Source organism: Pedobacter africanus (genome assembly GCF_900176535.1).
In the GTDB taxonomy this organism is placed as follows: domain Bacteria; phylum Bacteroidota; class Bacteroidia; order Sphingobacteriales; family Sphingobacteriaceae; genus Pedobacter; species Pedobacter africanus.
This window is the reverse complement of the sequence record NZ_FWXT01000001.1, coordinates 2,836,856-2,861,435: the sequence shown is the minus strand read 5'-3', so window position 1 is coordinate 2,861,435 and position 24,580 is coordinate 2,836,856. Positions and strand designations below refer to the sequence as shown.

General features: G+C 43.8%; 20 protein-coding genes. 11 read left to right on the top strand and 9 right to left on the bottom strand.

Translation table 11 applies throughout. The features are described 5' to 3' along the window. Window positions 1-22: 22 nt before the first annotated feature. Window positions 23-1,204 (bottom strand): formimidoylglutamase, encoded by a 1,182-nt coding sequence (locus B9A91_RS11980; protein WP_084238785.1) that lies wholly within the window; start codon window positions 1,202-1,204, stop codon window positions 23-25. A 75-nt stretch (window positions 1,205-1,279) separates the two neighbouring features. Between B9A91_RS11980 and B9A91_RS11975 the strand changes: the two genes are divergently transcribed. The 4 genes from B9A91_RS11975 (at window position 1,280) to B9A91_RS11960 (ending at window position 7,037) form a co-directional block, all read left to right on the top strand. Continuing rightward, window positions 1,280-2,242 carry an NAD-dependent epimerase/dehydratase family protein gene (locus B9A91_RS11975; protein WP_084239691.1) on the top strand — a complete coding sequence of 321 codons (963 nt, stop codon included), beginning with the start codon at window positions 1,280-1,282 and terminating at the stop codon, window positions 2,240-2,242. A gap of 155 nt (window positions 2,243-2,397) precedes the next feature. Beyond that, window positions 2,398-3,696 carry an HAD-IB family phosphatase gene (locus B9A91_RS11970; RefSeq protein WP_084238783.1) on the top strand — a complete coding sequence of 433 codons (1,299 nt, stop codon included), beginning with the start codon at window positions 2,398-2,400 and terminating at the stop codon, window positions 3,694-3,696. Between the two features lie 50 nt (window positions 3,697-3,746). Beyond that, window positions 3,747-4,811: a branched-chain amino acid aminotransferase gene (locus tag B9A91_RS11965; RefSeq protein ID WP_084238781.1), complete on the top strand. Its 1,065-nt coding sequence runs from the start codon at window positions 3,747-3,749 to the stop codon at window positions 4,809-4,811. A 105-nt stretch (window positions 4,812-4,916) separates the two neighbouring features. Next, the gene (locus tag B9A91_RS11960) at window positions 4,917-7,037 is read left to right on the top strand and encodes a S9 family peptidase (RefSeq protein ID WP_084238778.1); all 2,121 of its coding nucleotides are present in this window, start codon (window positions 4,917-4,919) and stop codon (window positions 7,035-7,037) included. A gap of 25 nt (window positions 7,038-7,062) precedes the next feature. Here the strand turns inward: B9A91_RS11960 and B9A91_RS11955 are convergent, their stop codons facing one another. The 8 genes from B9A91_RS11955 to B9A91_RS11920 form a co-directional block, all read right to left on the bottom strand. Continuing rightward, window positions 7,063-8,856, bottom strand: a complete 1,794-nt coding sequence (locus tag B9A91_RS11955; RefSeq protein ID WP_084238777.1) for a hypothetical protein — start codon at window positions 8,854-8,856, stop codon at window positions 7,063-7,065. A 30-nt stretch (window positions 8,857-8,886) separates the two neighbouring features. After that, on the bottom strand, window positions 8,887-10,671 hold the full coding sequence (locus tag B9A91_RS11950) for a hypothetical protein (protein WP_084238775.1): 1,785 nt from the start codon (window positions 10,669-10,671) through the stop codon (window positions 8,887-8,889). A gap of 58 nt (window positions 10,672-10,729) precedes the next feature. Then, window positions 10,730-11,497 (bottom strand): DUF4249 family protein, encoded by a 768-nt coding sequence (locus B9A91_RS11945; RefSeq protein WP_235012536.1) that lies wholly within the window; start codon window positions 11,495-11,497, stop codon window positions 10,730-10,732. An 80-nt stretch (window positions 11,498-11,577) separates the two neighbouring features. Further along, a complete protein-coding gene (locus B9A91_RS11940; protein ID WP_235012535.1) occupies window positions 11,578-14,016 on the bottom strand; it encodes a TonB-dependent receptor domain-containing protein in 2,439 nt (812 codons plus the stop codon). Between the two features lie 97 nt (window positions 14,017-14,113). Beyond that, window positions 14,114-15,109, bottom strand: a complete 996-nt coding sequence (locus tag B9A91_RS11935; RefSeq protein ID WP_084238770.1) for a FecR family protein — start codon at window positions 15,107-15,109, stop codon at window positions 14,114-14,116. Between the two features lie 7 nt (window positions 15,110-15,116). Further along, window positions 15,117-15,725, bottom strand: coding sequence for an RNA polymerase sigma factor (locus B9A91_RS11930; RefSeq protein WP_084238768.1), 609 nt, complete (start codon window positions 15,723-15,725; stop codon window positions 15,117-15,119). A gap of 7 nt (window positions 15,726-15,732) precedes the next feature. Further along, window positions 15,733-16,209 (bottom strand): CHRD domain-containing protein, encoded by a 477-nt coding sequence (locus B9A91_RS11925; protein ID WP_084238765.1) that lies wholly within the window; start codon window positions 16,207-16,209, stop codon window positions 15,733-15,735. 53 nt (window positions 16,210-16,262) lie between these two features. Next, complete coding sequence (locus B9A91_RS11920) at window positions 16,263-17,270, bottom strand: glycosyl transferase (RefSeq protein ID WP_084239690.1); 1,008 nt, start codon at window positions 17,268-17,270, stop codon at window positions 16,263-16,265. Between the two features lie 297 nt (window positions 17,271-17,567). Between B9A91_RS11920 and miaB the strand changes: the two genes are divergently transcribed. From miaB to groL, 7 genes are all read left to right on the top strand, one after another. After that, the gene (miaB, locus tag B9A91_RS11915) at window positions 17,568-19,007 is read left to right on the top strand and encodes a tRNA (N6-isopentenyl adenosine(37)-C2)-methylthiotransferase MiaB (RefSeq protein ID WP_084238764.1); all 1,440 of its coding nucleotides are present in this window, start codon (window positions 17,568-17,570) and stop codon (window positions 19,005-19,007) included. A 12-nt stretch (window positions 19,008-19,019) separates the two neighbouring features. Next, complete coding sequence (locus tag B9A91_RS11910; protein WP_084238762.1) at window positions 19,020-20,255, top strand: sigma-54 interaction domain-containing protein; 1,236 nt, start codon at window positions 19,020-19,022, stop codon at window positions 20,253-20,255. 2 nt (window positions 20,256-20,257) lie between these two features. Continuing rightward, window positions 20,258-20,758 carry an LptE family protein gene (locus B9A91_RS11905; protein WP_084238760.1) on the top strand — a complete coding sequence of 167 codons (501 nt, stop codon included), beginning with the start codon at window positions 20,258-20,260 and terminating at the stop codon, window positions 20,756-20,758. A 33-nt stretch (window positions 20,759-20,791) separates the two neighbouring features. Continuing rightward, window positions 20,792-21,922, top strand: a complete 1,131-nt coding sequence (locus tag B9A91_RS11900; protein ID WP_084238758.1) for a hypothetical protein — start codon at window positions 20,792-20,794, stop codon at window positions 21,920-21,922. Window positions 21,923-21,936: 14 nt separating this feature from the next. Then, complete coding sequence (secG, locus tag B9A91_RS11895; protein WP_084238756.1) at window positions 21,937-22,284, top strand: preprotein translocase subunit SecG; 348 nt, start codon at window positions 21,937-21,939, stop codon at window positions 22,282-22,284. 225 nt (window positions 22,285-22,509) lie between these two features. Continuing rightward, window positions 22,510-22,800 carry a co-chaperone GroES gene (locus B9A91_RS11890; protein WP_084238754.1) on the top strand — a complete coding sequence of 97 codons (291 nt, stop codon included), beginning with the start codon at window positions 22,510-22,512 and terminating at the stop codon, window positions 22,798-22,800. A gap of 42 nt (window positions 22,801-22,842) precedes the next feature. Beyond that, on the top strand, window positions 22,843-24,486 hold the full coding sequence (gene groL / locus B9A91_RS11885) for a chaperonin GroEL (RefSeq protein ID WP_084238752.1): 1,644 nt from the start codon (window positions 22,843-22,845) through the stop codon (window positions 24,484-24,486). Window positions 24,487-24,580: the final 94 nt, after the last annotated feature.

Sequence of the window (24,580 nt, the reverse complement as noted above, 5' to 3'; positions counted from 1 at the left end):
CAACGCAGGGTTTAATGTAATATTATAGTAGCTTTTGGAAGGTCCGCCACCAAAGATCGGGCATTTCGCCATTTACAGCTGTGGTATAATCGTCATAACGGCAGGGAACCAGATGGTAACGTTCATTCTTGGAGATACCAGTAGGATAAGGCACCTGCATCCACCAGCGGTCCGATTTCTTGCTTTTTACAAAAAGCATCTCAGCAGACCCATCATTTAAGCTTGCCCTGTAAATGAGGTATTGCGATTTTGGACTCAACGGAAAATCCTTTTTACGGTTATAATAACCTTCTATAAAATACCATACCATTTGTGCCAGCAGCATGGCTGTTTGTCCGTTCTGATCAAATGCGGGGTTAAATTCATAAAAGCCAATGGAAGTAAGCTTGTCGCTCATCCCTGCATAACGGGTAATGGCACAGGCCTGTTCGCCATAAAAGCCATTCGGACTGGCATTCGCATTGGCACCTGCATCAGAGGAGCGAATAGCGCTGATATCGAAACTGATCATACTTGCATTCCTGATGATGGGTTCCGTTAAAGTAATGTCACTGGCAAACTCTCCCAAACGGTGTGCGTCAAAATAGAGTTTGCTCATCACCTTTAGGCTGTCCTGGTTTACAAAATAGGTCTGGTACCCGATATTACTGAAATTGAAGAGGTAATTGGGCTGATGCAGCAAAATTTTATTCAGATAGGTATCCGATTTGGCTGCTAATCCTTCTTCGTCTTCCTCGTCGAGGTCAAACTTACTATCAACCACCACCAGGTCTACTTTTTGCTCCAGGCTTTCATAAGCCAGGTACTGCGCATAGGTCAGGTCCTGGCCCCCGCCAATGATCACTGGAAGGATATCCAGCTTAATCAATTCGGCAACCACGGTTTTTACCGCCACATAAGTATCTGAAATGGACGCCCCGGCTTTAATGTTTCCCAGATCAATGATCCTGGAAATAAACGGCCCTTCATTTAAACTGTAAAACTGGGACCTGAAATAATCGGGAGCCAGTGCACAACCCTCGTTATTTACCGCAGCCCGGTCGTCCTGCACACCAAAAATGGCAATATCGTATTTTTTTTCGCCCAGATCAGGGAATTTGTCCGTAAAAAACCCGGCCTTTAAACCTAGCTGACTGGTATAAAATCCCTGTTTTGGTGTAAACCTGTCTGGGTTTACCGGAGAAAAAAAATCTGATAAAGACATATTCCGCTATAAATGTATGGCATCAAATATCTATTTTTGAGCGCATATTTTAATGAACATCCTAAAAAAAATAATATGATATTGGTTACCGGCGCCACTGGTTTTTTAGGTTCAGAACTGATACACCAGCTAACCGGACAGGGCATAAAGCTCAGGGCATTAAAAAGAGAGGGCTCCGTTATTCCGGATCTCATCAAAGACAACGGATTGGTGGAATGGGTTATTGCCGATATCAACAACCTTTCTGATCTGGAAGATGCTTTTGAAGGCGTTGAGCAGGTTTACCATTGTGCAGCATTTGTTTCTTTTAACCCTAAAGACAAAGCAAAGCTTTTGAGGGTCAATATTGAAGGTACAGCCAACATTGTAAATCTTTGTATAGCCCATAACGCCCGGTTGCTGCACGTAAGTTCAGTAGCTGCATTGGGCAATGCGAAAAAAGGAGAACTGATTACCGAAAAAGATTTCTGGGAATATGATGTGAAAGCCCATAGTTATGCGGTTTCCAAGTATGAGGGAGAAATGGAAGTATGGCGGGGCATTGCCGAAGGCCTTGATGCCCTCATTGTAAACCCTTCAGTCATTATTGGTGCAGCTGCGGGCTTTGAAGGCAGTGGCGCTATTTTTAAACTCGTGAAAGATGGGCTCTCGTTCTATACCAGGGGTGCTACAGGATTCGTGGATGTAGCGGATGTAGCCAAAAGCATGATGGCATTGATGGATAGCCCGGCAACAGCAGAACGTTTTACCATATCATCGGAGAATTACCATTACAAACAGTTTTTTGGAGAAATAGCCCGTGGCTATGGGGTTAAATCTCCCGCAAGAGAAGCAAAGCCCTGGATGCTGGCCATTGCCTGGAGGGTCGCAAAACTGGGCACCCTATTTACGGGCAAACCCGCTTCGCTTACAAGTGATGCGGCAAGGAGCAGCTTAAATGAAAGCCTTTACAGCAACGAGAAGATAAAAGCAGCTATCGGGATTACCTTTAAACCCTTAAAACAAAGCATTGAAGAGATCTGCAAGCAAGCAGATTAATTTTTCATCTCCATTACGTTTTTCATTAATCGTTAACAAACTACTACGATTTCGTTGATTTATTTTAAGGATTGGCAAAAAATCAAATGGTTTTATATCTTTGACATAATTATTAACCACCTTATTACCACCTAAATATCATTACTCCTGAACGGATGAAGCAAAAGAATTTTTACATCATTGATTTCGACAGCACCTTTACGCAGGTTGAAGCTTTAGATGAACTGGCACGCATTTCCCTGAAGAAACACCCTGAAAAAGAGGCTATTTTTCAAAAAATTGAAGATTACACCAATTTGGCCATGGAAGGCAAACTTTCCTTCGGCGAAAGTCTGGCCCAGAGGGTAAAACTGCTGGAAGCAAATGAAGATCATTTGAAGCAGCTGATTACCCGCTTAAAGAAAAAGGTATCTGCTTCATTTTCGCGCAATGCGGCATTCTTTAAAAAACATGCAGATGAAGTGCTGATCGTTTCCGGAGGTTTCAAAGAGTTCATCACACCGGTGGTTAGCCAGTATCACATTAAAAAAGAAAACATCTATGCCAATACCTTTGTCACAACCGGTGACGGCAAAATTATAGACTACGACCATTCCAACCCATTGAGCGAAGAAGGTGGAAAGGTAAAGCTGATGCAGCAGATGAACCTCGAGGGCGATTTGTATGGCATCGGCGATGGGTACTCTGATTTTCAACTACGCGAAAGTGGTCTCATCAAAAAGTTTTACGCTTTTACAGAAAACATCGCCCGGGAAAGCATTATAAAAAAAGCCGACCACATTACCCCAAGCTTTGATGAGTTTTTATATGTAAACAACCTGCCAAGGGCCATATCCTATCCAAAAAACAGGATCCTTTGCCTGATTATAGGCGATGTGGACACGCAAAGCATTGATATGCTAAAGAAGGATGGGTTCTCTGTACGCCACAAAGCCACTTTCGAAGAAAAATATGTAGCAGATGTACACATGCTGCTGCTGGCTGATGGAGAAAAGCTTGAACCCGAAAAACTGAAAAGAGCGGTTAAACTGAAAACACTGGGTTACCTGGGCAGCACCAAAGGCAAGGTAGACACGGCAATGTGCACTGAGCAGGGCGTAGTGGTATTTGACGATGCAAAACACAACCCCCGCAACCTCATCTTCATCCCTAAGCGGATGATTGACTTCATGAACACGGGAACCACCTACCTCAGCAGCAACTTCCCTAATTTACAATTGCCACGAATTGACAAGTCACACCGCCTGATTCACATCCACAAAAATGTTCCGGGAATCATGGCGAAGGTGAACACCATTTTTGCAAAACACAACATCAATATCGTGGGCCAGTTCCTGATGACCAATCCGAGTATAGGCTATGTAATTACCGATATCAACACAGAATACGATAAACAATTGTTCAAATCCCTGAAAAAGATTGAGCATACCATAAAATTCCGGGTTTTATATTAACTACCAGACAGATATTTATCGTAAATTTGCATCAGGTAACTTTTACTACAATGAATGATACACTTGATATGACGATCACTAAGGCTGAACAGAGCAGGCTTACGGTAACTGATTTTTCCCAGTTGCCATTTGGGAAGGTATTTTCTGACCATATGTTTATTGCAGAATATGATAACGGGAGCTGGGGTAATCTGCAGGTCCTGCCTTACGGGCCTATTCCAATGAGCCCTGCCATTTCTGCACTGCACTACGGTCAGGCAATATTTGAGGGAATGAAAGCTTATCGCCTGGAAAATGGTAAGATCAGTGTTTTCAGACCAGAGAAGAACTTTGAGCGTTTCAACAAATCGGCGGTACGTATGTCAATGCCAGAGATATCAAAAGAAATCTTTATGCAGGGCATCGCTGCACTGATCGAAATTGATGAGCGCTGGGTACCGGCACAGGAAGGCTATTCACTGTACATTCGTCCGGTAATGTTTGCAACCGACCCTTATTTGGGCGTAAAACCATCAGACAAATACACCTTTGCCTTATTAACCACGCCCACAGGCCCTTATTATAGCAAAGCTTTAAAAGTAAAAATCGAAACAGAATATACCCGTGCAGATGACGGCGGAGTGGGTTATGCCAAAACCGCAGGCAACTATGCCCGCTCTTTATATCCTTTTGCCGAAGCACAGAAAGAAGGTTTTGATCAGCTGATCTGGACAGATGCTGCTACACATGAATTTATTGAAGAAGCAGGGACTGCAAACCTGATCTTTGTACTTAACGGTAAATTGGTGACCCCATCGGTAAGAAGCACCGTTTTAGATGGTGTAACCCGCGACACCATTATTCAGCTGGCCAAAAAAGCCGGTGTTGAGGTTGAAGAAAGACGTGTAAGTGTAAAGGAAGTAATAGCAGGAATTGAGAATGGCACACTGACCGACGCGTTTGCTGCCGGAACCGCTGCCACAGTTACCCCTATCGGCGAAATTGGTTACCAAGGTAAAACCTATACTTTAACAGACCCTGCAACACGTACCATTTCAGCAGGCATTGCAAAAACACTGAACGACATCCGTTACGGATTGGTGCCAGACGAATTTGGCTGGAACTGGGTATTGTAACATAAAGATTATTTTTTCAAGGCGCCTTAAAGAGGCGCCTTTTTTATTACTTTAGCATTTCCAAGCTTTATTTTAAACCCTATAAAACTAACTACACTTATTCAAATGAAGCCACACTTAATCCTGGGCTTAGCCGGCGTATTGTTTTTAAGCAGCAATGCGCAGGCCCAGCTCAAACAACTAAACCAACAGCAAATATTTGGCGGACAGCCCTCGTTAACCAAACCAATGAGCATGGTAGCTGGCTGGAGCGACACTAACCACTATCTGGAAGTTGATGCCAAAGACCGCAAATTGTATGCTGTAGATTTAAAAACCGGGGCGAAAACTGCTTATACCCCTCCTCCAAAAAGCAACGTCAATGTTTTCGTTAAAGACAACGACATCTATATCCAATATGGCAAGGGCGAGCCAAAACGCCTGACTAATGACAAAGACGAGGAGAAAAACCCGCTCTTATCGCCCGATGGCAAACACGTAGGTTTTACACGTAACAACGACTTATTTTCTGTAGATACAGAGACCGCAAAAGAGACCAGGTATACCACAGATGCGACGGATGTAATTTACAATGGCTGGTCGTCGTGGGTATATTATGAGGAAATCCTTGGCAGGCCAACCAATTACCGGGCCTTCTGGTGGGCACCGGACAGCAAGCACATTGCCTTTATGCGTTTTGATGACACCAAGGTACCCATGTTCCCAATCAACGGCGCTGCTGGTCAGCATGGTTATGTAGAAAAGACACGCTATCCAAAGGCCGGTGATCCCAACCCGGAAGTCAGGGTAGGTTTTGTAAAAACCAATGGCGGACCTATTGTATGGGCAGATTTTAATGAAAAAGACGACCAGTATTTTGGCACACCTTACTGGAGTTACGATGGCAGCAGCCTGATGGTACAATGGATGAACCGCGGACAGGACAACCTGAAATTTTACGCGGTGAATCCCGCTACGGGGGCTAAAAAAGAGATATATGACGAAAAACAACCTTCTTGGGTAGACCTGGATTATGATGGCCGGATAACGTACCTGCAGGACAAAAAACACTATATCCTTAAGAGTGACAAGACAGGCTGGGCTCATTTTTATCTTTATACACTGGAGGGGAAGCTTATAAACCCGATCACCAGCGGCAAGTGGCAGGTGACCGATCTGATGCATGTAGACGAAAAAAACAAAGTGATTTACTTTATGGCCCGTAAAGAAGCCTCAACCCGAACTGATCTTTACCGTGCAGACTACAGTGGCAAGAGCTTCAAGCGCCTGACTTTTGGCGACTATACGCACCAGGTACAGCTGTCGCCAGACGCAAGTTATTTCATCACCACCTATTCCAATGTTTCTATACCGCCAAAAAGGGCATTACTGGACAATAAAGGTAAAATCATTAAAGACCTTGGCGATAGCCGTTCGGCCGATTTTGATCAGTATGCCTTTGGTAAAACCGAAATGATCAGCATCCCTACCGATGACGGCTATAACCTGCCAGCAGCAATTACCTATCCTACAAATTTTGACCAGAACAAAAAGTATCCTGTGGTCATGAGTATTTATGGCGGTCCAAATGCAGGAACAGTAACCGATACCTGGAAAGGGACCGGAAACCAATGGTGGGCCAATGAGGGGATCATACAAATTGCTGTAGACCACCGTGCTTCGGGCCAGTTCGGGAAAGCAGGTGTTGCGCTGATGCACCGTAACCTGGGCAAATGGGAAATGAAAGATTATACTACTGCAGCACGCTGGTTAAAAGCCAAACCATGGGTAGACAACAAAAAGCTGCTGATTACCGGTCATAGCTATGGCGGGTACATGACCTGTATGGCTTTAACTATGGGGGCAAATGATTTTGATTTTGGTTATGCAGGAGCACCTGTAACCAGCTGGGAACTTTACGATACCCATTATACAGAACGTTTTATGGATACCCCACAGGAAAACCCTGAAGGTTATAAAAACGGATCGGTACTGACTTATGTAAACAACTACAAGGGCTTACTGCGCATTATGCACGGCGATATGGACGACAATGTGCACATGCAAAACACCATACAGCTCATCGATAAACTGCAGAATGCAAACAAACATTTTGAGCTGATGATCTATCCGGGAGGCCGGCATGGCTGGGGTGGTATAAAATCGCCTCACGACAGAGCAGAACGCTTTCGTTTTTATTACCAGAACCTGCTGAACAGGCCGGTTCCCCAGGAATTGTTGAAATAGCCCTTACATACGTAGCCCCTGAAATTCAGGGGCTATTTTTTTCTTTCCGCTCGGCCCTTCTTTTTATCCGCTCCTGCCGCTCGGCCTTCATCTTCCCAAACCGGGATATTTGTGCCTTTACCCGCTTTTCTTTTTCTGGTGTCAGGCCAACACTGTATTTTATACCCTGCAAAAGGGTCTTCCAGATAAAATTAAAGAACGAGGCCGTTTCTACCCTTTTGTAATAAACCGGGGCTGTTACAAACACGCCTGCAGCATTGGGATTATCAGAATTGATGATGAGGGCATTGGCCAGAAAGGACATCAGCCCCTGCTTTACCAGACGTTCTTCTCCCTTTACCTTTTTGAGCAGGGCAACCGACAAATCGTTATAGTTTAAACTAAGATTCCCTTTTGCCTCCCTGTCATTCGCTTCAATAGCAAATTCGAGCTTTTTAAAATTTCCGCTGTTCACCTTTACCAGTCCCAGCGGCTTGGTCATGCGGTTCAGGGTACGCCCGTCCAGGTTGGTCAGCACTCCCGAATACGAAAAAGCGCCATCTTTAGCATCCAGATTGGCCTTAAAATTCAGGTCCAGCTTCCCTGAGCCCATCAGATAGGTGGTAAAACCGGCCTCCATTACCGGGTTTTTGGCTTTAGTCCTTTCCACATTGGTTACATTGCTTACACTTCCCGAAGTCTGTGCAAAAGTAACTGTACCTTTATGCCCGCTTTTTGGATTAAACTCAGAATAGCTGATGTCAATATTGCTCAGATTAAGTTTTTCTATCGTGAGCTGTCCTTTTGCCTTTTGCAGCAGTTGCTGCGGATAGCGTCCGGTTTTCAGTTCCACCTTTTTCGGGAAGGCATTGTTGTTCAGTACCGCAACAGACCCGTTTGCCACATTCATCTCCCGGGCAAAAAGCTCCTGCTTTAAAATGTACAATGGCAGGTTGATCCCTTTCAGGTTAATATTACTCATCTGCACATTGTAGCGGTCTTTTGCATAGCCAAGCGGATCCGCAAAAGTCATTTCATCCAAACGGGGAACAATCATAAAACGCTTGATGTTCAGCTCGCCTGTGGACGCTGAAAAATCCAGCTGGTTCAGGTTCACATGGTATAAACTATCGGGCGTGGCAAATGTATAATCCTTGAGGTTGATGACCACATCCTTCAGCAGGTACAATCTGCTTTTATCCGCAGCCGAATGGGCATCGATCAGCCAGTCTTTCAGCGTAACATTCAGGTTTGCTATCGAGTCCGTTTCGGGCTTCGCACTGTTCTTATTGATGTATTTAAAGCTGGCATTTTTAAAATCTATGGTTTCGATGCGCAATTCCTTCAGGTATTTGGAAATGTAGTCGTACGGCGATTTTCTGGGATGTGGCAATTTATTTTCATTAAAATCGAACTGCCGGTTGGTCATTACCACACAGGGGTTGTCAAACAACAGCAGGTCTATATTCAGTTTCTTTTCCCGCCATACCCGCCAGGCATGGAAATTTCTGACCGCAAGTTTCTTCAGCTTTATTTTGTAAAGGTTATTGGGTGCCCGCTTTAAGGCAATCAGCTGATGGTAGACGTTGGTATCAGGAATAATCGTTACTTCATGCAGGGCAGATATACCGGTTAAGACATTGGTGCTTACAGAAGAAAATTCTATGTGATAAAGCTGCTCCGTTGACGTGGCCACGAGTTCTTTTATTTCCCTGGTGATGATAGGCTTCAATTTAATACTGAGGTACCAGGTCATGGCGGCCAGAAACGCTATACCAAAGAGTAACCCGACGCCAAACCACTTAAGGATCATGTATTTTTGACGGGTTTTTACGGTCATAGGCAAGTAGTTTAACCCCAATATACATTTTTATTCTCCTTTTTTCTTCAGTCGTTCCTGCTTTTTCGCCTCCCGCTTTTCCTTTCGTTCCTGTTTCTTATCCTTAACCTTTTCCATGGCCTCTTCAGGTGTTTTTACAGGCACTACTCCAATCCCTACAATTTCACGCATACCTATAAAAAAGCTTTTCCACATCAGGTTAAAAAACGAGGCCGCAGGCGTTCTTTGAAAGCTAATCCGCGCGGTCCTCGCCACTTCCCCCTTTGCCGGATTGGCATCTTTTATCAGCAGCTCATTAGCCAGAAAAGAAAGAAAGCTTTTCTTTTTAGCGGGTAAGCCCTCTTCTCCTTCTTTAAGGAGCTTTATTTTAAGATCGGTATAGTAGAAATTTACGGTCCCAGAAGATCCTCCTGCGTTGGCATTAATATTAAAATCAGCCTTCTGCATCTGCCCGCTTTCTATCTCTACCAGCCCCATGTCCCTGGCCATTGGGTTCAGGGTTTTCATATTCATTGACCCTACCCGGCCCCTATAGCTGAAGGCCGCATTTTTTGCCGTAAGGTTAAAATCTATCCGCACATCAATCTGGCTGGTTTTCATAGCCAGGGCCGACAGTTCGGCTATAGCATGGTTATTTCTGGACAGCTGCAGAGAATCGTTGGTCACATTTAAAATGTTTCCTTTAATATTCTGAAAGTAAGCAGTACCTTTTTTCTGGCTAATGGGGTTGTACTCTGTATAAGCCAGGTCGATATTTTTCAGTTTCACAGTATCTATAATCGCAGAAACCCCAAGCCGCTTTAAGGCTACATGAGGGAAATTTCTGACCTTGTTGAAATTTGGTGGCGGCGGCAGCTCCCTGTTTACAAAAATGCCAACCTTTGCAGGGCCCAGGCTCAGGGCTTTGGCATGAACAGATCCATCTGCATCAAGCCTGGCAAAATCCATCCCTGTGACACTGATTTTATTGAAGAGCAGGTCATAACGGTCTTTTCCATAAGTGTACCTGCGTGAGAATTCGAGCTCAGGGTACATCGGGATCATTTGAAAGCCCGTAACAGTGATGGATTTTTCTTTAACCGATCCTTTGACTGAATCCACTTTCATAGTATACATTTTATCTTTGCTTAGCGACCTGTAGCCCGTCAGTTCAAAGCGGATATCCTTAGCATAATACGACCTCAGGGTATCCGAATGCGAAAGGGAATCCACCAGAAAATCGTCTATATACAGGTTCAGGTGCTTCACAGAATTTAGTTTTTTTGAGGTTGCCCCATCGATATAGTCGAAATCAGCATTCACAACCCGGATCGTTCTAACGTGTAAAGAACGAAACTGCTCAGCGATCATTTTGTACAAATCGGTGGTATCCTTGTCTCTTTTTTTTCGGATCTGGTAGTGAACCATATTGATGGAGGGGTTTTCCAGTACAATGGCGTTCATAGCGATTTTCTTTTTGAACCATGCCGTTAAAATCCCCAGCCTGCTGATCTGCAATTTTTTCAGTTTCAACTGAAAAATATTGGCCGGCGCAAGGTCTGCCATCTTTAACTGCCGGTATACACCGGTGTCGGGTAACAGTGATACCTCATGCAAGGCAGCACTTCCTGTAAGAGGGTTAATGCTGACATCTTTAAATTCGAGGGTATAAAGATGCCGGGATTTGTCATAAACAGCTGCTTTTAATTTAGTGGTAATGATGGGCTTCCATTTTGCGCTCAGGTACCAGGCAGCGGCTCCAACAATGATGAGTAAGGCGCACAAAATGCCACCTACCCATTTCCAGAATCTATAATTAGCTTTTTTATCGGCCATGCTGTTCTTGTTAAACTGTCATGGATTAACAACAAAGCGACCCCTAATGTTTAAAATGTTACAGCTCCCGGGCCTTGTACCTCCGCATGTCCACATCACTTACGGAGAAATATCCCTGCGCATTCCCGGAAATATTTCCCTCAACATTTACCGGCACGCTCGAAAACAGGCCACTCCAGTCGGTCTCCATGAACACGGCATAAAGGTATTTTGCATAATTTTCCGACAGGGAAATTTTGTATATCGAGATATAGTCGTCCTGCCCCAATGTAAATGTTCTTTTCAGGTTGTTGAGAGGATATAAGGAATTCGGTGAACCAAGGATATGTGTGTAGCTGTAATATTTGGTCTGATCAAATTTTGCCGGGTTCCAGAGGGGGATATCCTGGTAGGCTATGAACCATTTATTAGGGTTAACATAGCCGAATGTATGTTTGGGAATGGTGCCATCTACGGTTTTGGTTTCGCTGCGCTGGCGCGCCGACAGTGGTAAAAAATCGTCTACAATATTGACTACCTGTCTCAGGGTGTCTACAGCAGTATAAGTTTTATTGTCGTATTTTATGGTTAGCGTGTAGGCATAGTTGTAGTTCGGATCGTTAAGGTTTGTTACCGTATACACACCTGCTGTAGTCGTTTCCCGGAACACCATATTTGTTTTTCCGTCGTTCACCACTACCGAGGCTTTTGAAATGGGCTTAGGTGTCGAATCGGGATGCAGGGCTGGTTTGGTAAGCCGGATGTACTGGGGCCTGGTCAGCGTATTGATCCCACCCTCAACTGCCAGGTCGTATACCCTGCGAGGTTTTAAAAAGGAATCCTCCATAGCTATCTTCTTACAACCGCTAAAGCAAAGAAACAACATCAGCACCGCTATATAATTTCTGAAACAACACATATCAGAGATCAAATTTTAAAGCTATATGCAAGCCATGGGTAAAAACCGAAACCATATTCAATAGTACTTCTTTTTGATTCAAATGAAGAAGAGTTCAGATGGTAATATAAGGGATTTTTTCGGTTATATAAATTATAAACCCCTATTGAGATGGTATGCGACAGGGCACGCTTTCCGCCAAGTCTGGATTGTAGCCGGTACTGTGCAGAAATATCCAGCCTGCTGAAATCTGGGAAACGGTCGGTATTTCTTCCTTCAAAAATAGGCACGTTAAGGCCATCATGTTGGTAGTAGCCTACAGGCAAAGTAAGCGGACGGCCGGTTGTATAGGTAAAAAACGACTGAAATGAAAACCTGTTGTTCAGTTCGTACCTGGCGGTAAGCTTTAGTTCATGCGGAATGTCATAATTGGCCACAAAACGTTCCCCAAAATTTATACCGGCAATTTTCCGGTAGGCCCTGGAATAGCTGTAAGCTAAGGCTCCCGAAAACTTGCCTGCAGTTTTACTCATCTCCAATTCCAGGCCATAAGCGTCTGAGCTGCCGGCCTTCAACTGGGTCCTCACCTCTGGGTTACGGATAATCTGGGCATGTCCCGTCAGGTCGAGCTGGTTGCTTAACCTTTTATAATATACACTGGCCGAAAAGAGGTAATTCAATGGCGCATAGCGATAGCCAAGCGCAACATGACTGGACCTTTGAGGTTTGATTTTTGCTGAAGCGGGAATCCAGGGTTCCAGCGAAGAAAAAGCCAGGGTACTGTTCTGGATCAGCTGCAAATATTGGTAGTTCAGGTTATAAGTAGCATATATGCGCTGGTTTGCCGCAGCCAGATAGCTGATGTTCAGCCTGGGTTCGGGATTGGCAAAGAAAGTATGCTCATATTTCTTCAGCCTGTTCCCCTTATCGTCAAAAACATTCCGCTTTTCCTCGGAGTTCCTGAAAAAACCCATCCGCAATCCATAGTTTAATTCAAAACGCCTGCCCAGGGAAATTTGCTGGGCATAGTAAATTGCTGTCTCAATCGATCTGTCCCTGGAAATGTTAAACTCAAAAGCTTCCTGCCGGAACATTTCACCAGGAGAAAACTGATGATATATGCCCGAAATGCCAAATTTAATCTGGTTCGTCGGGCTGCGGAAATAGGTATAGTCAGCCTTTAAGGTCAGGTCTCTTACACCAGTGCTCCACTGACTTTTTTGCGATAAAGTATCGGCATTCAGGTCAAGCAGGTTGCTGTAATTACTATAAATGGCCGAAACATTTAAAAATACCCTCGAATTAAAAATATGGTTCCAGCGTAGGGTGGAGGTTAAATTACCCCAATCGTTGGTGTAGGAATTCTCTGAGAGCAGGTGATCCTTTCCAATATAAGCCGAATAAAAAATACTGTTGTCCTTGTTTATTTTATAATTGGCCTTGGCATTGATATCGTAGTAAACAGAGTTGGGATTAAAGAGTTTAAACTGGCTTTGGAATACGTCCAGCAGGCTGCGACGGTAAGCCACGATGAACGAGCTTTTATCCTTCACTATGGGACCTTCAGCTGCTATGCGGGCTGACATCAGGTTAATTCCGCCATTCACATGAAATTCTTTACTATTACCCTCTGCCATCCTGTTTACAATTACCGATGAAAGTCTCCCGCCAAAGTTGGCGGGCATATAATCCCGGTAAACCTGGAGGTTGTTTACCGCATCCGCATTGAAAACCGATACCAGTCCATACAGATGAGAGGGGTTATAAACAATGGCCTCGTCCAGCAAAATCAGGTTCTGATCCGAATTTCCACCCCTGACGAACAATGCAGAACTACCTTCTGTAATGTTCTTAATGCCATTTTCCATCTGCAGCCTTTTCATTACATCGGTTTCACCGGCATAATAGGGTACATGGCTAAGTTGTCTCGGCCCAAAATTCTGCTCGTTGCGCAATATCGGATTAGGGCTGACGTCAGACCTTTTAATGACCACTTCTTCCAGATTGCGCTCTTTCAGGGCAAGCTCTATTTCTTCCTGCCGGTTTCTATCCAGCCGGATCATCTTCCGGACGTTCTGGTAGCCAGGATGCGAAATGAGCAGTAAATAAGTCCCTTCGGGGATAGAAATAGAATAGAAGCCATACTGATTGGTATTGATGCCAGCCTCAAGGGCAGGGACCTGAACCGTAGCGCCAATCAGTTCTTCTCCATTCGAGCGGTCACGCACATGCCCATGAATGGTCCATGCCTGCGCTTTTTCAGGTGCAATTACAATATCATTACCAATTTGCTTAAAACCAAGGCCAGTACCAAACAGGATCCTGTCGAGTACCCTACTCAGTGGAGCTTCCACGAAGCGGCTTCCGGGAACCCGTATGGTTCTGAGCTGGTCAGGATCAAAAGCAAAATTGCTCCCGCTTTTCTGTTCCAGCCTGAGCAGCGTCCTGATCAGGGAGTCTGCAGGCAACTGAATGGTAATTTTATTTTCAAGAAGGTTTCCTTGCTGGGCAAAAGATTTTGCAGAGCAGAACAGACAAAAAAAAAGAAGTGTAAAAAATGCTTGTTTAATGGTCTGATAAAACATACCTGTTTTTCTCTTTGGTTACCTTGCACTGCAAAGATGCAGAAATTACTGCAAGAGCGCTATCCAAAGTTTGATAATGCAGGCTGGCCGTTAGCTTTCGGTTTTTTAAAGATTCATCTTTAACCCTGACCGGTACCTGATAGGCTTTTTCCAGCTGTTCCGCAGCCTGCACGACAGAGATTTCCTTAAAAATAAACTTCCTGTCAAGCCAGGCCTTGTAATTGACATTCGGATTGTCGGCTACCGCAAGTGCCTGGGTACCGATGTCATAAACACCGAGTTTTCCGGCGCTTAGCATTACGCTCCTGTCCAGTTGTAAATGCTTAAGGGCAACTTTCCCTTCTTCCACAATAACGCTTACTTTTTTATCATTTTTGACCACGTTAAAACTTGTGCCAATATCCTCAGCTGTCACATCCCCCAGGTCAACACTAAACCGTGAATCATTGTGCGGGGCAACATGAATAAAGACCTCTCCGGTTTTCAGTTCCAGTTTTCTATGTTTTACAAAATCGTGTTTAAGGTATTTGATGGTTGTTCCTGCATTGAGGCTCACTTCCGTACCGTCGGGCAAAACAACACGGGTAATTGCAGTATGATTTGCTGTAGAAACAACGACATACCTGCTGTCATTTATGAAATAATAAGTCAGCGACAAAAGTATCATCGCCGCAGCTGCAGCTGAGAACCAAAAGCGGATACTTCGCCCTTTTTGTGGAAACTGCTGAGCTTGCAGCTTCTGTACGATCTTCTTGTCCAGGGCCTTCCAGGAATTCTCTACATCAGACCTGTCTCTTTGGTACAACTTATCCATATTCAGCTGAACGCTTAAAAAGTCCTGATAGGTATTTTCATTTTCAGCGGCAGCAGACCTCCATTGATACAGGAAAACCTTGTCCGAAGGTGTAATTGCCCCATCCAGATCATCTATGATCAGGGCATATATCAATTCTTCGTTTGTTTCAAATTGTTTCATAAGAGGTTCATTTTTGCGTTAATATATTTAAGAGTATTAAAATAGAAATTATCATTTGTTTTCGTTTTTCCAGGTGCTCCCTTAGTTTCTGAAAACCATAGGTTAGATGGTTTTTAACTGTTTTTATCGAGATATCCATCTGATCGGCAATTTCCTGTTGTTTCAATTTTCCGAACCGGCTAAGGTACATTACCTGTCTGCATTTATCGGGAAGCAGCTTCAACGCTTCTTCCAAAGCATTTAACATCGCTTCATCGGCTTCATCATCCTGGTACTGTACCACATTTTCTGTATCGCTTACCGACAGATACTGTAATTGTTTTTTAGCATCTGACTTATTTTTTTTTATATAGTTTAGCGCCGAGTTCACAATAGATTTAAACAGGTAACCTTTCACCGAATGCTGAATATTTAAATACGCCGCTTTATCCCATATGGTGATGAATACATCATGTACAATTTCCTCTGCCACCTGTGTATGTTCAACATATCTCAGGGCAATGGCGAACAGTTGCTGATAATATTTTTTATACAACACTTCAAATTGCTGCCTGTCTTGCTGTACAATTGCATCCAGCAAATGCCTGTCTTCATCCTTAAAGCCCACCTGCCCCATGCCAATCCTACTTTTGCTTCAGTGTAAGTATCCCCGATATCTCAGGATTTAATGTCAAAGTACCAATAGCAACAAACCACTGCCCTTTCAGCAAATTCCTTTCCTGCAAAGAGGTTAAGGTAAATCCCCCTTTTACCGTTAAAGGAGCTGCCTTTTCAGCTGTATTCACATACAGCTCTTTTACCAAAGTTCCCACAGAACCTTTGGCTCCGCTTCTGAGGGTAATTAATTGAGGTACCAGATCTTTATATTCAAGTGTATAATTCAATTCCTTTGTTCCCTCATCATAAGTACCCTTTAGCACAGCGGTTCCCTCAGAATTGCTGTTGGTACCTTTTTTATCTATCCTTGCCGTTACCACATAAGTCCTGACGGGAGGTTTAATCCGCGTATCTTCCGATCCCTCTTGCTTCTTACAGCCTGTCCCAAAAAAAAGACCGGCAGCCACAATTATTCCTGCCATGCCCCTGATGATCTTGCTCATTTTAGTGTTTTAACCAAGCACTAAAATACTAAATTTCAGGAACTATGGCTTCATTAATTCTGGAAACCGTATTCTATGGCACGTTTGGAATAGAATTGCTTATAAAATCCTCTTAAAAAGAACAGCACCGATCTTCCGATCACTTGTTTCACCCAGGCCCCATCATTGGTGGCCTTATAAGCCTGAATGTTTTCTTCCAATAGTTCAATCTGGCCTTCTGCTTCTGAAAGCGCCAGAACATAAGGTTTGTAAATATGTTTGATCTGGTTCCGGTTTAAAGGATAGGTATCATTGGTCAGCATATAATTGTTGTTTAGGGCATAGGCAAATCCATGATAATGATAAAAAACCAGGTTAAAACGACTATTGCTGGCCAGTTCCAGTCCCTGAATACTTCCCGAGGCGTGATCAAAAGCATATTGCTGTACGTTCCACGGCGCTACGCCACCGCCAAGGTGTTCCAGCTCATGTACCCCACTGAATTGCTGTGTCCAGGTGTCCAGGTACTTCTGATCGCCAAATTTATTGTCTTCAAACCTGTTAAAACACCATTCAAGACAAGCATTAACCCAGTTATTTAAAACAGCCATGCCCTCTGCTGTATTTTTAAATGTTACATATTGCACACAGTAAATTCCGCTGGTAGCACTCTGGTCGAACTGCGGTGTATACCTGTGGCTTGTAATCAGCACTGACTTTTCAGCCATTTCATCGTACAATACTTTTGGATTACTGAAGAACAAGAGGTCCGCATCAACGTAGGTGCAATGGTCGAGCCCGTAAGTTTCTATGCAATACTTAACCGATGAAGAGGCACAAGTCCAGCAGTATTCGCCGGCCGTCCTGTCTGCCTTTACCGCCAACAGGTTTTCATTCTCAAAATCGCTTAATGGAATGATCGTAGCATGTTCCAGCTGCAGTTTCGACAAAGCATAAAAGCAATCGTCATCAAATGCCACAATATACAGGTGGAAATCACGGCAATGCTTTAAAAGTGAATTGTACATGGCCAGGCCACGCGTCAGATACAATGAATTAAATAAAGTGCAGTATTGAAGCATATTTTTCCCAAAATCTGCATACAAGACAACGCCTTCACTAAAAAGTCCTATAAGCGTTGCTTCTTTTATTGTATTTTTTTTTCATAGCAGGTTCATACCGGCTTCATTTCGGGTTTCTTTCGGATTCCCCTCGGCTAAAGCCTTTTTAAATTCAATATGAACCTTCAATATATTGTTATGATCAATTGGTTACAAAGGGCTTTTCTGCTCAAGTTCTATTGAAAAGTAATATTTCTGCCAATTTGTCATTTGTAAATATTATTCCTTATTTTTGAAGCCCCATAAAAGTGATTATTTATGATTGATTTAGAGCTGACAGATAAGAAACACGATGAAGCGCGCCAGGGTGAGGCTTTGGTTGTTGATGCACCTTTGGTACGCAATGGCCGGAAGCTGTACATTGAAAGTTATGGCTGCCAGATGAATTTTGCCGACAGCGAAATTGTTGCCTCGATTTTACTGGATCAGGGTTTTGAAACTACGGGCGACTATAAAGAAGCTGATGTGGTATTCATCAACACCTGCTCTATCCGTGAAAACGCAGAACAACGGGTACGCAACAGATTGTCGCAATTCGGAGCAGAGAAACGCAAAAATCCAAAACTGATTGTAGGGGTACTCGGCTGCATGGCCGAGCGATTGAAATCTAAATTCCTGGAAGAGGAAAAACTGGTTGACGTTGTGGTTGGCCCTGATGCCTATCGTGAGCTTCCGCAGTTGCTGAACGAGGTAGAAAGTGGCCAGAAAGCCATCAATGTGCTTTTATCCCGTGAGGAAACTTATGCCGATATCAATCCCGTACGTTTGAACGGAAATGGCATCACTGCATTCATTTCTATCATGCGCGGCTGCGACAACATGTGCTCTTTCTGTGTTGTGCCTTTTACAAGAGGCCGCGAAAGAAGCAGGGATCCGCATTCTATACTTGCCGAAGCACAGGACCTGTTTAACAAGGGTTATAAGGAGATTACTTTATTGGGGCAAAACGTCGATTCTTACAAGTGGAAGGGTACTGATACGCAAGAAAACAACGAAAACCTGGCAATTGAAGTTAACTTTGCCCAGTTACTGGAAAAAGTTGCGCTGATCAGCCCTGAACTCCGGATCAGGTTTTCCACTTCCCACCCTAAAGACATTACGGACGAAGTTTTGTACACGATCGCCAAATACGATAACATCTGTAACTACATACACCTGCCTGTTCAATCCGGCAGCACACGGGTTCTGGAATTGATGAACCGTACTTATACCCGGGAATGGTACATCAACAGGGTGGACGCCATCAAACGGATCATACCCGACTGTGCCATCTCATCGGATATCATTGCAGGCTTTTGTACGGAAACAGAAGAAGAGCATCAGGAAACCCTGAGCATTATGGACTACGTAGGCTATGATTTCGCTTTCACTTTCAGTTATTCGGAAAGACCGGGAACATTGGCTGCGAGAAAGCTGGAAGATGACATCCCTGAAGAAGTAAAAAAACGCAGGCTTGCCGAGATCCTAGCCAAACAACAGGAAACTTCTTTGTTCCGCCTGCAACAATTTGTTGGAAAAACTGTTAGGATTCTTGTAGAGGGGACCTCTAAAAAATCGGATAAGGACTTTTGTGGCCGGAACGACCAGAATGCAATGGTTGTTTTCCCCGCTACAGAGGGGGTAAAAGCCGGTCAGTATGTAAATGTGCATATAGACCGTTGTACTTCAGCTACGTTGCTAGGTACAGTGGTGAACTAGAAAAAAGTATAAATGGATATACAGGATATTAAAAACCGGTTTGGAATTATAGGTGGCTCTCCGTTGCTGAACCGGGCAATAGATATAGCCAGACAGGTGGCGCCAACCGACATGTCTGTGTTAATTACCGGCGAAAGTGGTAGCGGTAAAGAGGTTTTCTCGCACATTATTCACCAGATGAGTGCCCGTAAGCATGGTGCCTTTATTGCCGTAAACTGCGGGGCCATTCCGGAAGGCACCATCGATTCAGAATTGTTTGGGCATGAGAAAGGATCCTTTACCGGTGCCCATGAAGCCCGTAAAGGTTATTTTGAGGTGGCTAATGGTGGTACCATTTTTTTGGATGAGGTGGCCGAACTGCCCCTGGGCACACAAGCCCGTTTACTAAGGGTGCTGGAAAGCGGGGAATACCTGCGTGTAGGTTCTTCCAAAGTACAAAAAACAGATGTGCGGATCATCGCCGCAACCAACGTAGACGTTTATGACCGGGTAAAATCGGGAAAATTCCGTGAAGATTTATACTACAGGCTGAATACGGTACCTCTGCGTATACCCGCTTTACACGAGCGTAAGGAGGATATTTACCTGTTATTTCGCAAATTTTCTGCTGATTTCAGTGATAAATACAGAAGCCCGGGCATACAGCTTGAGCCTGATGCTATCCAGATCCTCACCAATTACAGCTGGCCAGGCAATGTACGACAGTTGAAAAATATAGCCGAGCAAGTTTGCGTACTGGAAAAAGACAGGAACGTAACAGGCGCAGCCTTGCTAAACTATATCCCGAATGAAAGCGGCAGCAACCTGCCTATGGCCATCAACAATAGTGGCAGTAAAGATGACTTTTCAGAGCGCGACATTCTCTATAAAGTGCTTTTTGACATGAAGAAAGATATGGTTGAGCTGAAAAAGCTGGTTGCCGAGATCATCCAGAGTGGCGGCAACACTTCACATATTATTGCCGACAATCCGCATTATATCAACCAGCTGTACCAGGATGTAGACCAGACATTGGGCAATGAAGCGACGCTGACCATCAAAAACCCATTGCAAAGTCCTTCAGGTGAATACAACTATACGCAGGATGCCGAAGAAGTGGAAGAATCCCTTTCGCTGATTGATAAGGAATCCGATCTGATCAAAAAAGCCTTAAAAAAGCATAAGGGCAAGCGTAAGTTTGCTGCACAGGAGCTGGGCATATCAGAACGCACTTTATACAGAAAGATTAAAGAACTGAACTTAAACTAAGGATGAAAAAACTAGCAGTAATTGTCTTGTTGTTTTTTACATTCAGCGGATGTAAAATAGGCTTGAATGGCGCCTCTATCCCCGCCGAGATGAAAACCGTTTCGGTAGTTACTTTTGAGAACAACGCTCCGCTGGTGGTGCCTTATTTAAGCTCGCTGTTTACTGAGGAGCTGAAAACCAGGATTCGTAACCAGACGCGCCTGAGCATCACACAGAACGATGCGCACGGTGTTTTTTCTGGCAATATCACTGGCTATTCGGTTAGCCCGGTAGCTTTACAGGACAACAACAGGCCAACGGCAGGTGCCAACAGGTTAAGCATCACCATCATGGTAAAATATACCAATAACCTGAACCCTAAGCTCAGCTTTGAGCAATCTTTTGAACGCTTCAAAGATTTTCCGCTAACAGGCAGCTTTCAGAGCATGGAACAGGGACTGGTAAAAGATGTACTTGCGCAGCTTACGGAGGACATTTTTAACAAAGCATTTGCAAATTGGTAGCTAAATTGAAGTTTCAATTGTTAACTTAGCAACGTGGAGCAGGAATTAGACATAAAGCAAAAACTGACAGCATGGCTTACAGCGCCTGAGGAAATTGTAGAAGACGATGCCTTGCTGTTGAAAGATTTAACCGAGCGTTATCCATATTTCCAGCCCCTGCACCTTTTATTGGCCAAAGCCAACTTACAAAGCCCTGAAAAGAATGATAGCCTGGCGACCGCGGCACTTTACACAAACGGACAGCTGCTGCACAATCTGATACATGCGCCGGAAGATCTGGTCGATATGACCTTCAACGTCATTCCTGCTGCTGATACCGTAAGCAGTCAGCCGGAGCCGATTGAGATGGATGCAATTGCTGAAGTCCTGGCCGAAACTGAAGGGGACCTGAACCTGCCTGCAGATGAGCAGGAGACCTTTGAGGAAATCAGTGAAGTCGACTTTAAAGAGTTTGACCCTACAAATCAGCAGTCTAAACTGGAGGAGGGTCTGGTTATCGAAAACATTGTATCGGCCGACTTCTTTGCCTTTCAGGAGAATTTTACGGTAGAAACAGCCATCCCCGAACTGGAAAAACCAGTTATGGTCTATCAGGATGTGCCTGAACAAATGGAAGCGGCCAACCAGGAAGAGCCTGTTGTGATCAGTAAATATGACGACGACAAGCTCCCTTACACCTTTTTATGGTGGCTGGCCAAAACGCGTAAGGAGCATCAGCAGATTTTTCAGCCTTACGCCTCCCCGAAAAATATGCCTTCGGCAAGGCAGCAAAAGACGGGTGTACCTCATCAACCAGGTGAACTGCAGCAGCAATATGTAGAACACATATTTCATATGCAAAGCCCTTTTGATGCTGAAGAAGATGCTACCTATCCTAAGGAGGGTTTAAGGCCACCGACCAAAGGAGATGAGATCATCGAAAGTTTCATCAAGAAAGATCCTCAGATCAGTCCGCCAAAACCGGAACAGATCGATAATGAGAACAAGGCTAAAAAAAGCGCTGAGGACCATAACGACCTCGTCTCTGAAACTTTAGCCAAAATTTACATCGAGCAAATGCTTTACGACAAAGCGATAGAGACTTATGAAAAATTAAGTTTGAAGTTTCCAGAAAAAAGCCGTTACTTTGCCGACCTTATCCAATCTATAGAAAAGAAAATTTAATAACATAACACATTATGCTTTTTTTAATTATTTTATTGATCATTATTTGCGTTGCTTTAGGGCTGTTTGTTTTGGTACAAAATCCTAAAGGCGGTGGCCTGGCAACAGGTGGAGCTGGCAGCAATATGTTTGGCGTACAACGTACGGGTGATGTTCTGGAAAAAGGCACCTGGGTTTTATTGACTTTAGTTGTAGTGATTTCTTTATCGATTACAACAATTGCAAAATCTGGTGGTTCGTCTGCCGCCGGCGCTTCTAAAATACAGGAGCATCTGGACAAAACACCTGCTCCTTCACCAATAGGAAGCGGTTTGGCACCTTCTGCTACTCCTGCCACAGCTAAGGATACCACCAAGAAATAAAAATAAGCTTAACTTATAGAAAGCCCGGTGCAATTGTGCCGGGCTTTTTTTGTATCCTGCCACTCTGACACAAAAAAGCTCCGTCAAAATACCTTAGCTGACAGGGCAATGCAAATTTGTCAAGCATATTTGTATTGGCATAAAAACTGATGGGTTACCGGTGTACAATTACGTACGAAATATGAATTTTAATTTTTAACTAAAAAAATAAATTAATATCAAGTTATGGCTTTAAACCTTAAACCAATTTCAGGTACAGCAAACAGAGTTATTGTTGAACCTGCTGCGGCAGAAGAAAAAACAGCATCAGGAATCTATATCCCTGACACTGCGAAAGAAAAACCATCAAAAGGCACTGTGGTTTCGGTTTCAGAAGAGGACTCAGAAGGTAAGAAACCAGTAGTTAAAGTTGGTGATGTGGTTCTTTATGGTAAATATGGCGGTACTGAGCTTCCTATTGACGGTAAAGACTATTTGATCATGCGCGAAAGCGACATCTACGCTATCGTAGGATAATTGGAATAACATTTAAACAGTAAACTTAATCAGATTTAAGAAATGGCAAAACAAGTAAAATATAATGTAGAAGCCCGCGACGCCCTGAAAAGAGGTGTTGATACTTTGGCTAATGCAGTAAAAGTAACTTTAGGTCCAAAAGGCCGTAACGTAATCATTGACAAAAAATTCGGTTCACCAGCAATTACCAAGGATGGTGTAACTGTAGCAAAAGAAATTGAGCTGAAAGACCCTATTGAAAACATGGGTGCGCAGATGGTGAAAGAAGTAGCTTCTAAAACTGCTGATATTGCAGGTGATGGAACTACAACTGCGACTGTGCTGGCACAGGCAATTGTTACTGCGGGTATTAAAAACGTAGCTGCCGGTGCAAACCCTATGGATTTGAAACGTGGTATTGACAAAGCTGTTGCTGCCATCGTTGAAAACCTGAAATCACAGTCGCAGACTGTAGGCGAAGACAACAACAAAATTAAACAGGTTGCTGCGATTTCTGCCAACAACGACGAAGTAATTGGTGCGCTGATTGCTGAAGCAATGGGTAAAGTTGGTAAAGACGGTGTAATTACCGTTGAAGAGGCAAAAGGTACTGAAACTGAAGTAAAAACAGTTGAAGGTATGCAATTTGACCGCGGTTACCTATCTCCATACTTTGTAACCAATGCAGATAAAATGGAAGCGGAATTAGAAAACCCTTACATTTTGATCTATGACAAAAAGATCAGCAACATGAAAGAATTGCTGCCTGTTCTGGAAAAACAAGTTCAAACCGGCAAGCCATTACTGATCATCGCTGAAGATTTAGACGGCGAGGCTTTAGCTACATTGGTAGTAAACAAAATCCGTGGTTCACTGAAAGTTGCTGCCGTTAAAGCACCAGGCTTTGGCGACCGCAGAAAAGCCATGCTGGAAGACATCGCGATCTTAACCGGTGGTACTGTTATTTCTGAAGAAAGAGGTTATAAATTAGAGAATGCAGATCTGAGCTACTTAGGTACTGCTGAAAAAGTTGTTGTTGATAAAGACAATACTACTGTAATTAATGGTGCTGGTCAGTCTGAAGACATCAAAGCCCGTGTGAACCAGATCAAAGCTCAGATTGAGACTACAACATCTGATTACGATAAAGAAAAGCTACAGGAGCGTTTGGCTAAATTAGCTGGTGGTGTTGCAGTTCTTTATGTAGGTGCGGCTTCTGAAGTTGAAATGAAAGAGAAAAAAGACCGTGTTGATGATGCTTTACATGCAACCCGTGCAGCGGTTGAAGAAGGTATCGTTGCAGGTGGTGGTGTGGCTTTCATCCGCGCGATTGAAGCATTGGAAGGCATGAAAGGTGCTAACGAAGACGAAACTACTGGTATTGCTATCGTTAAGCGTGCTATCGAAGAGCCATTACGTCAGATTTGCCAGAATGCTGGTATTGAAGGTTCTATCGTTGTACAGAAAGTTAAAGAAGGCAAAGCTGACTTTGGTTACAATGCACGTACAGATGTTTATGAAAACCTGATCGCAGCAGGTGTTATTGACCCTACTAAAGTTGGTCGTGTAGCATTGGAAAACGCAGCCTCTATCGCAGCAATGTTGTTAACAACAGAATGTGTATTGGCTGATGATCCTGAAGATGCTCCTGCCGGCGGTGCTGGTATGCCTCCAATGGGCGGCGGCGGCATGGGCGGCATGATGTAATCACAAAAACCATATTTAAATAAGAAGAAAGTCACGGAACAGAATTCCGTGGCTTTTTTTTATTTTGGCCCGTTTTAATACAAAATAATTAATT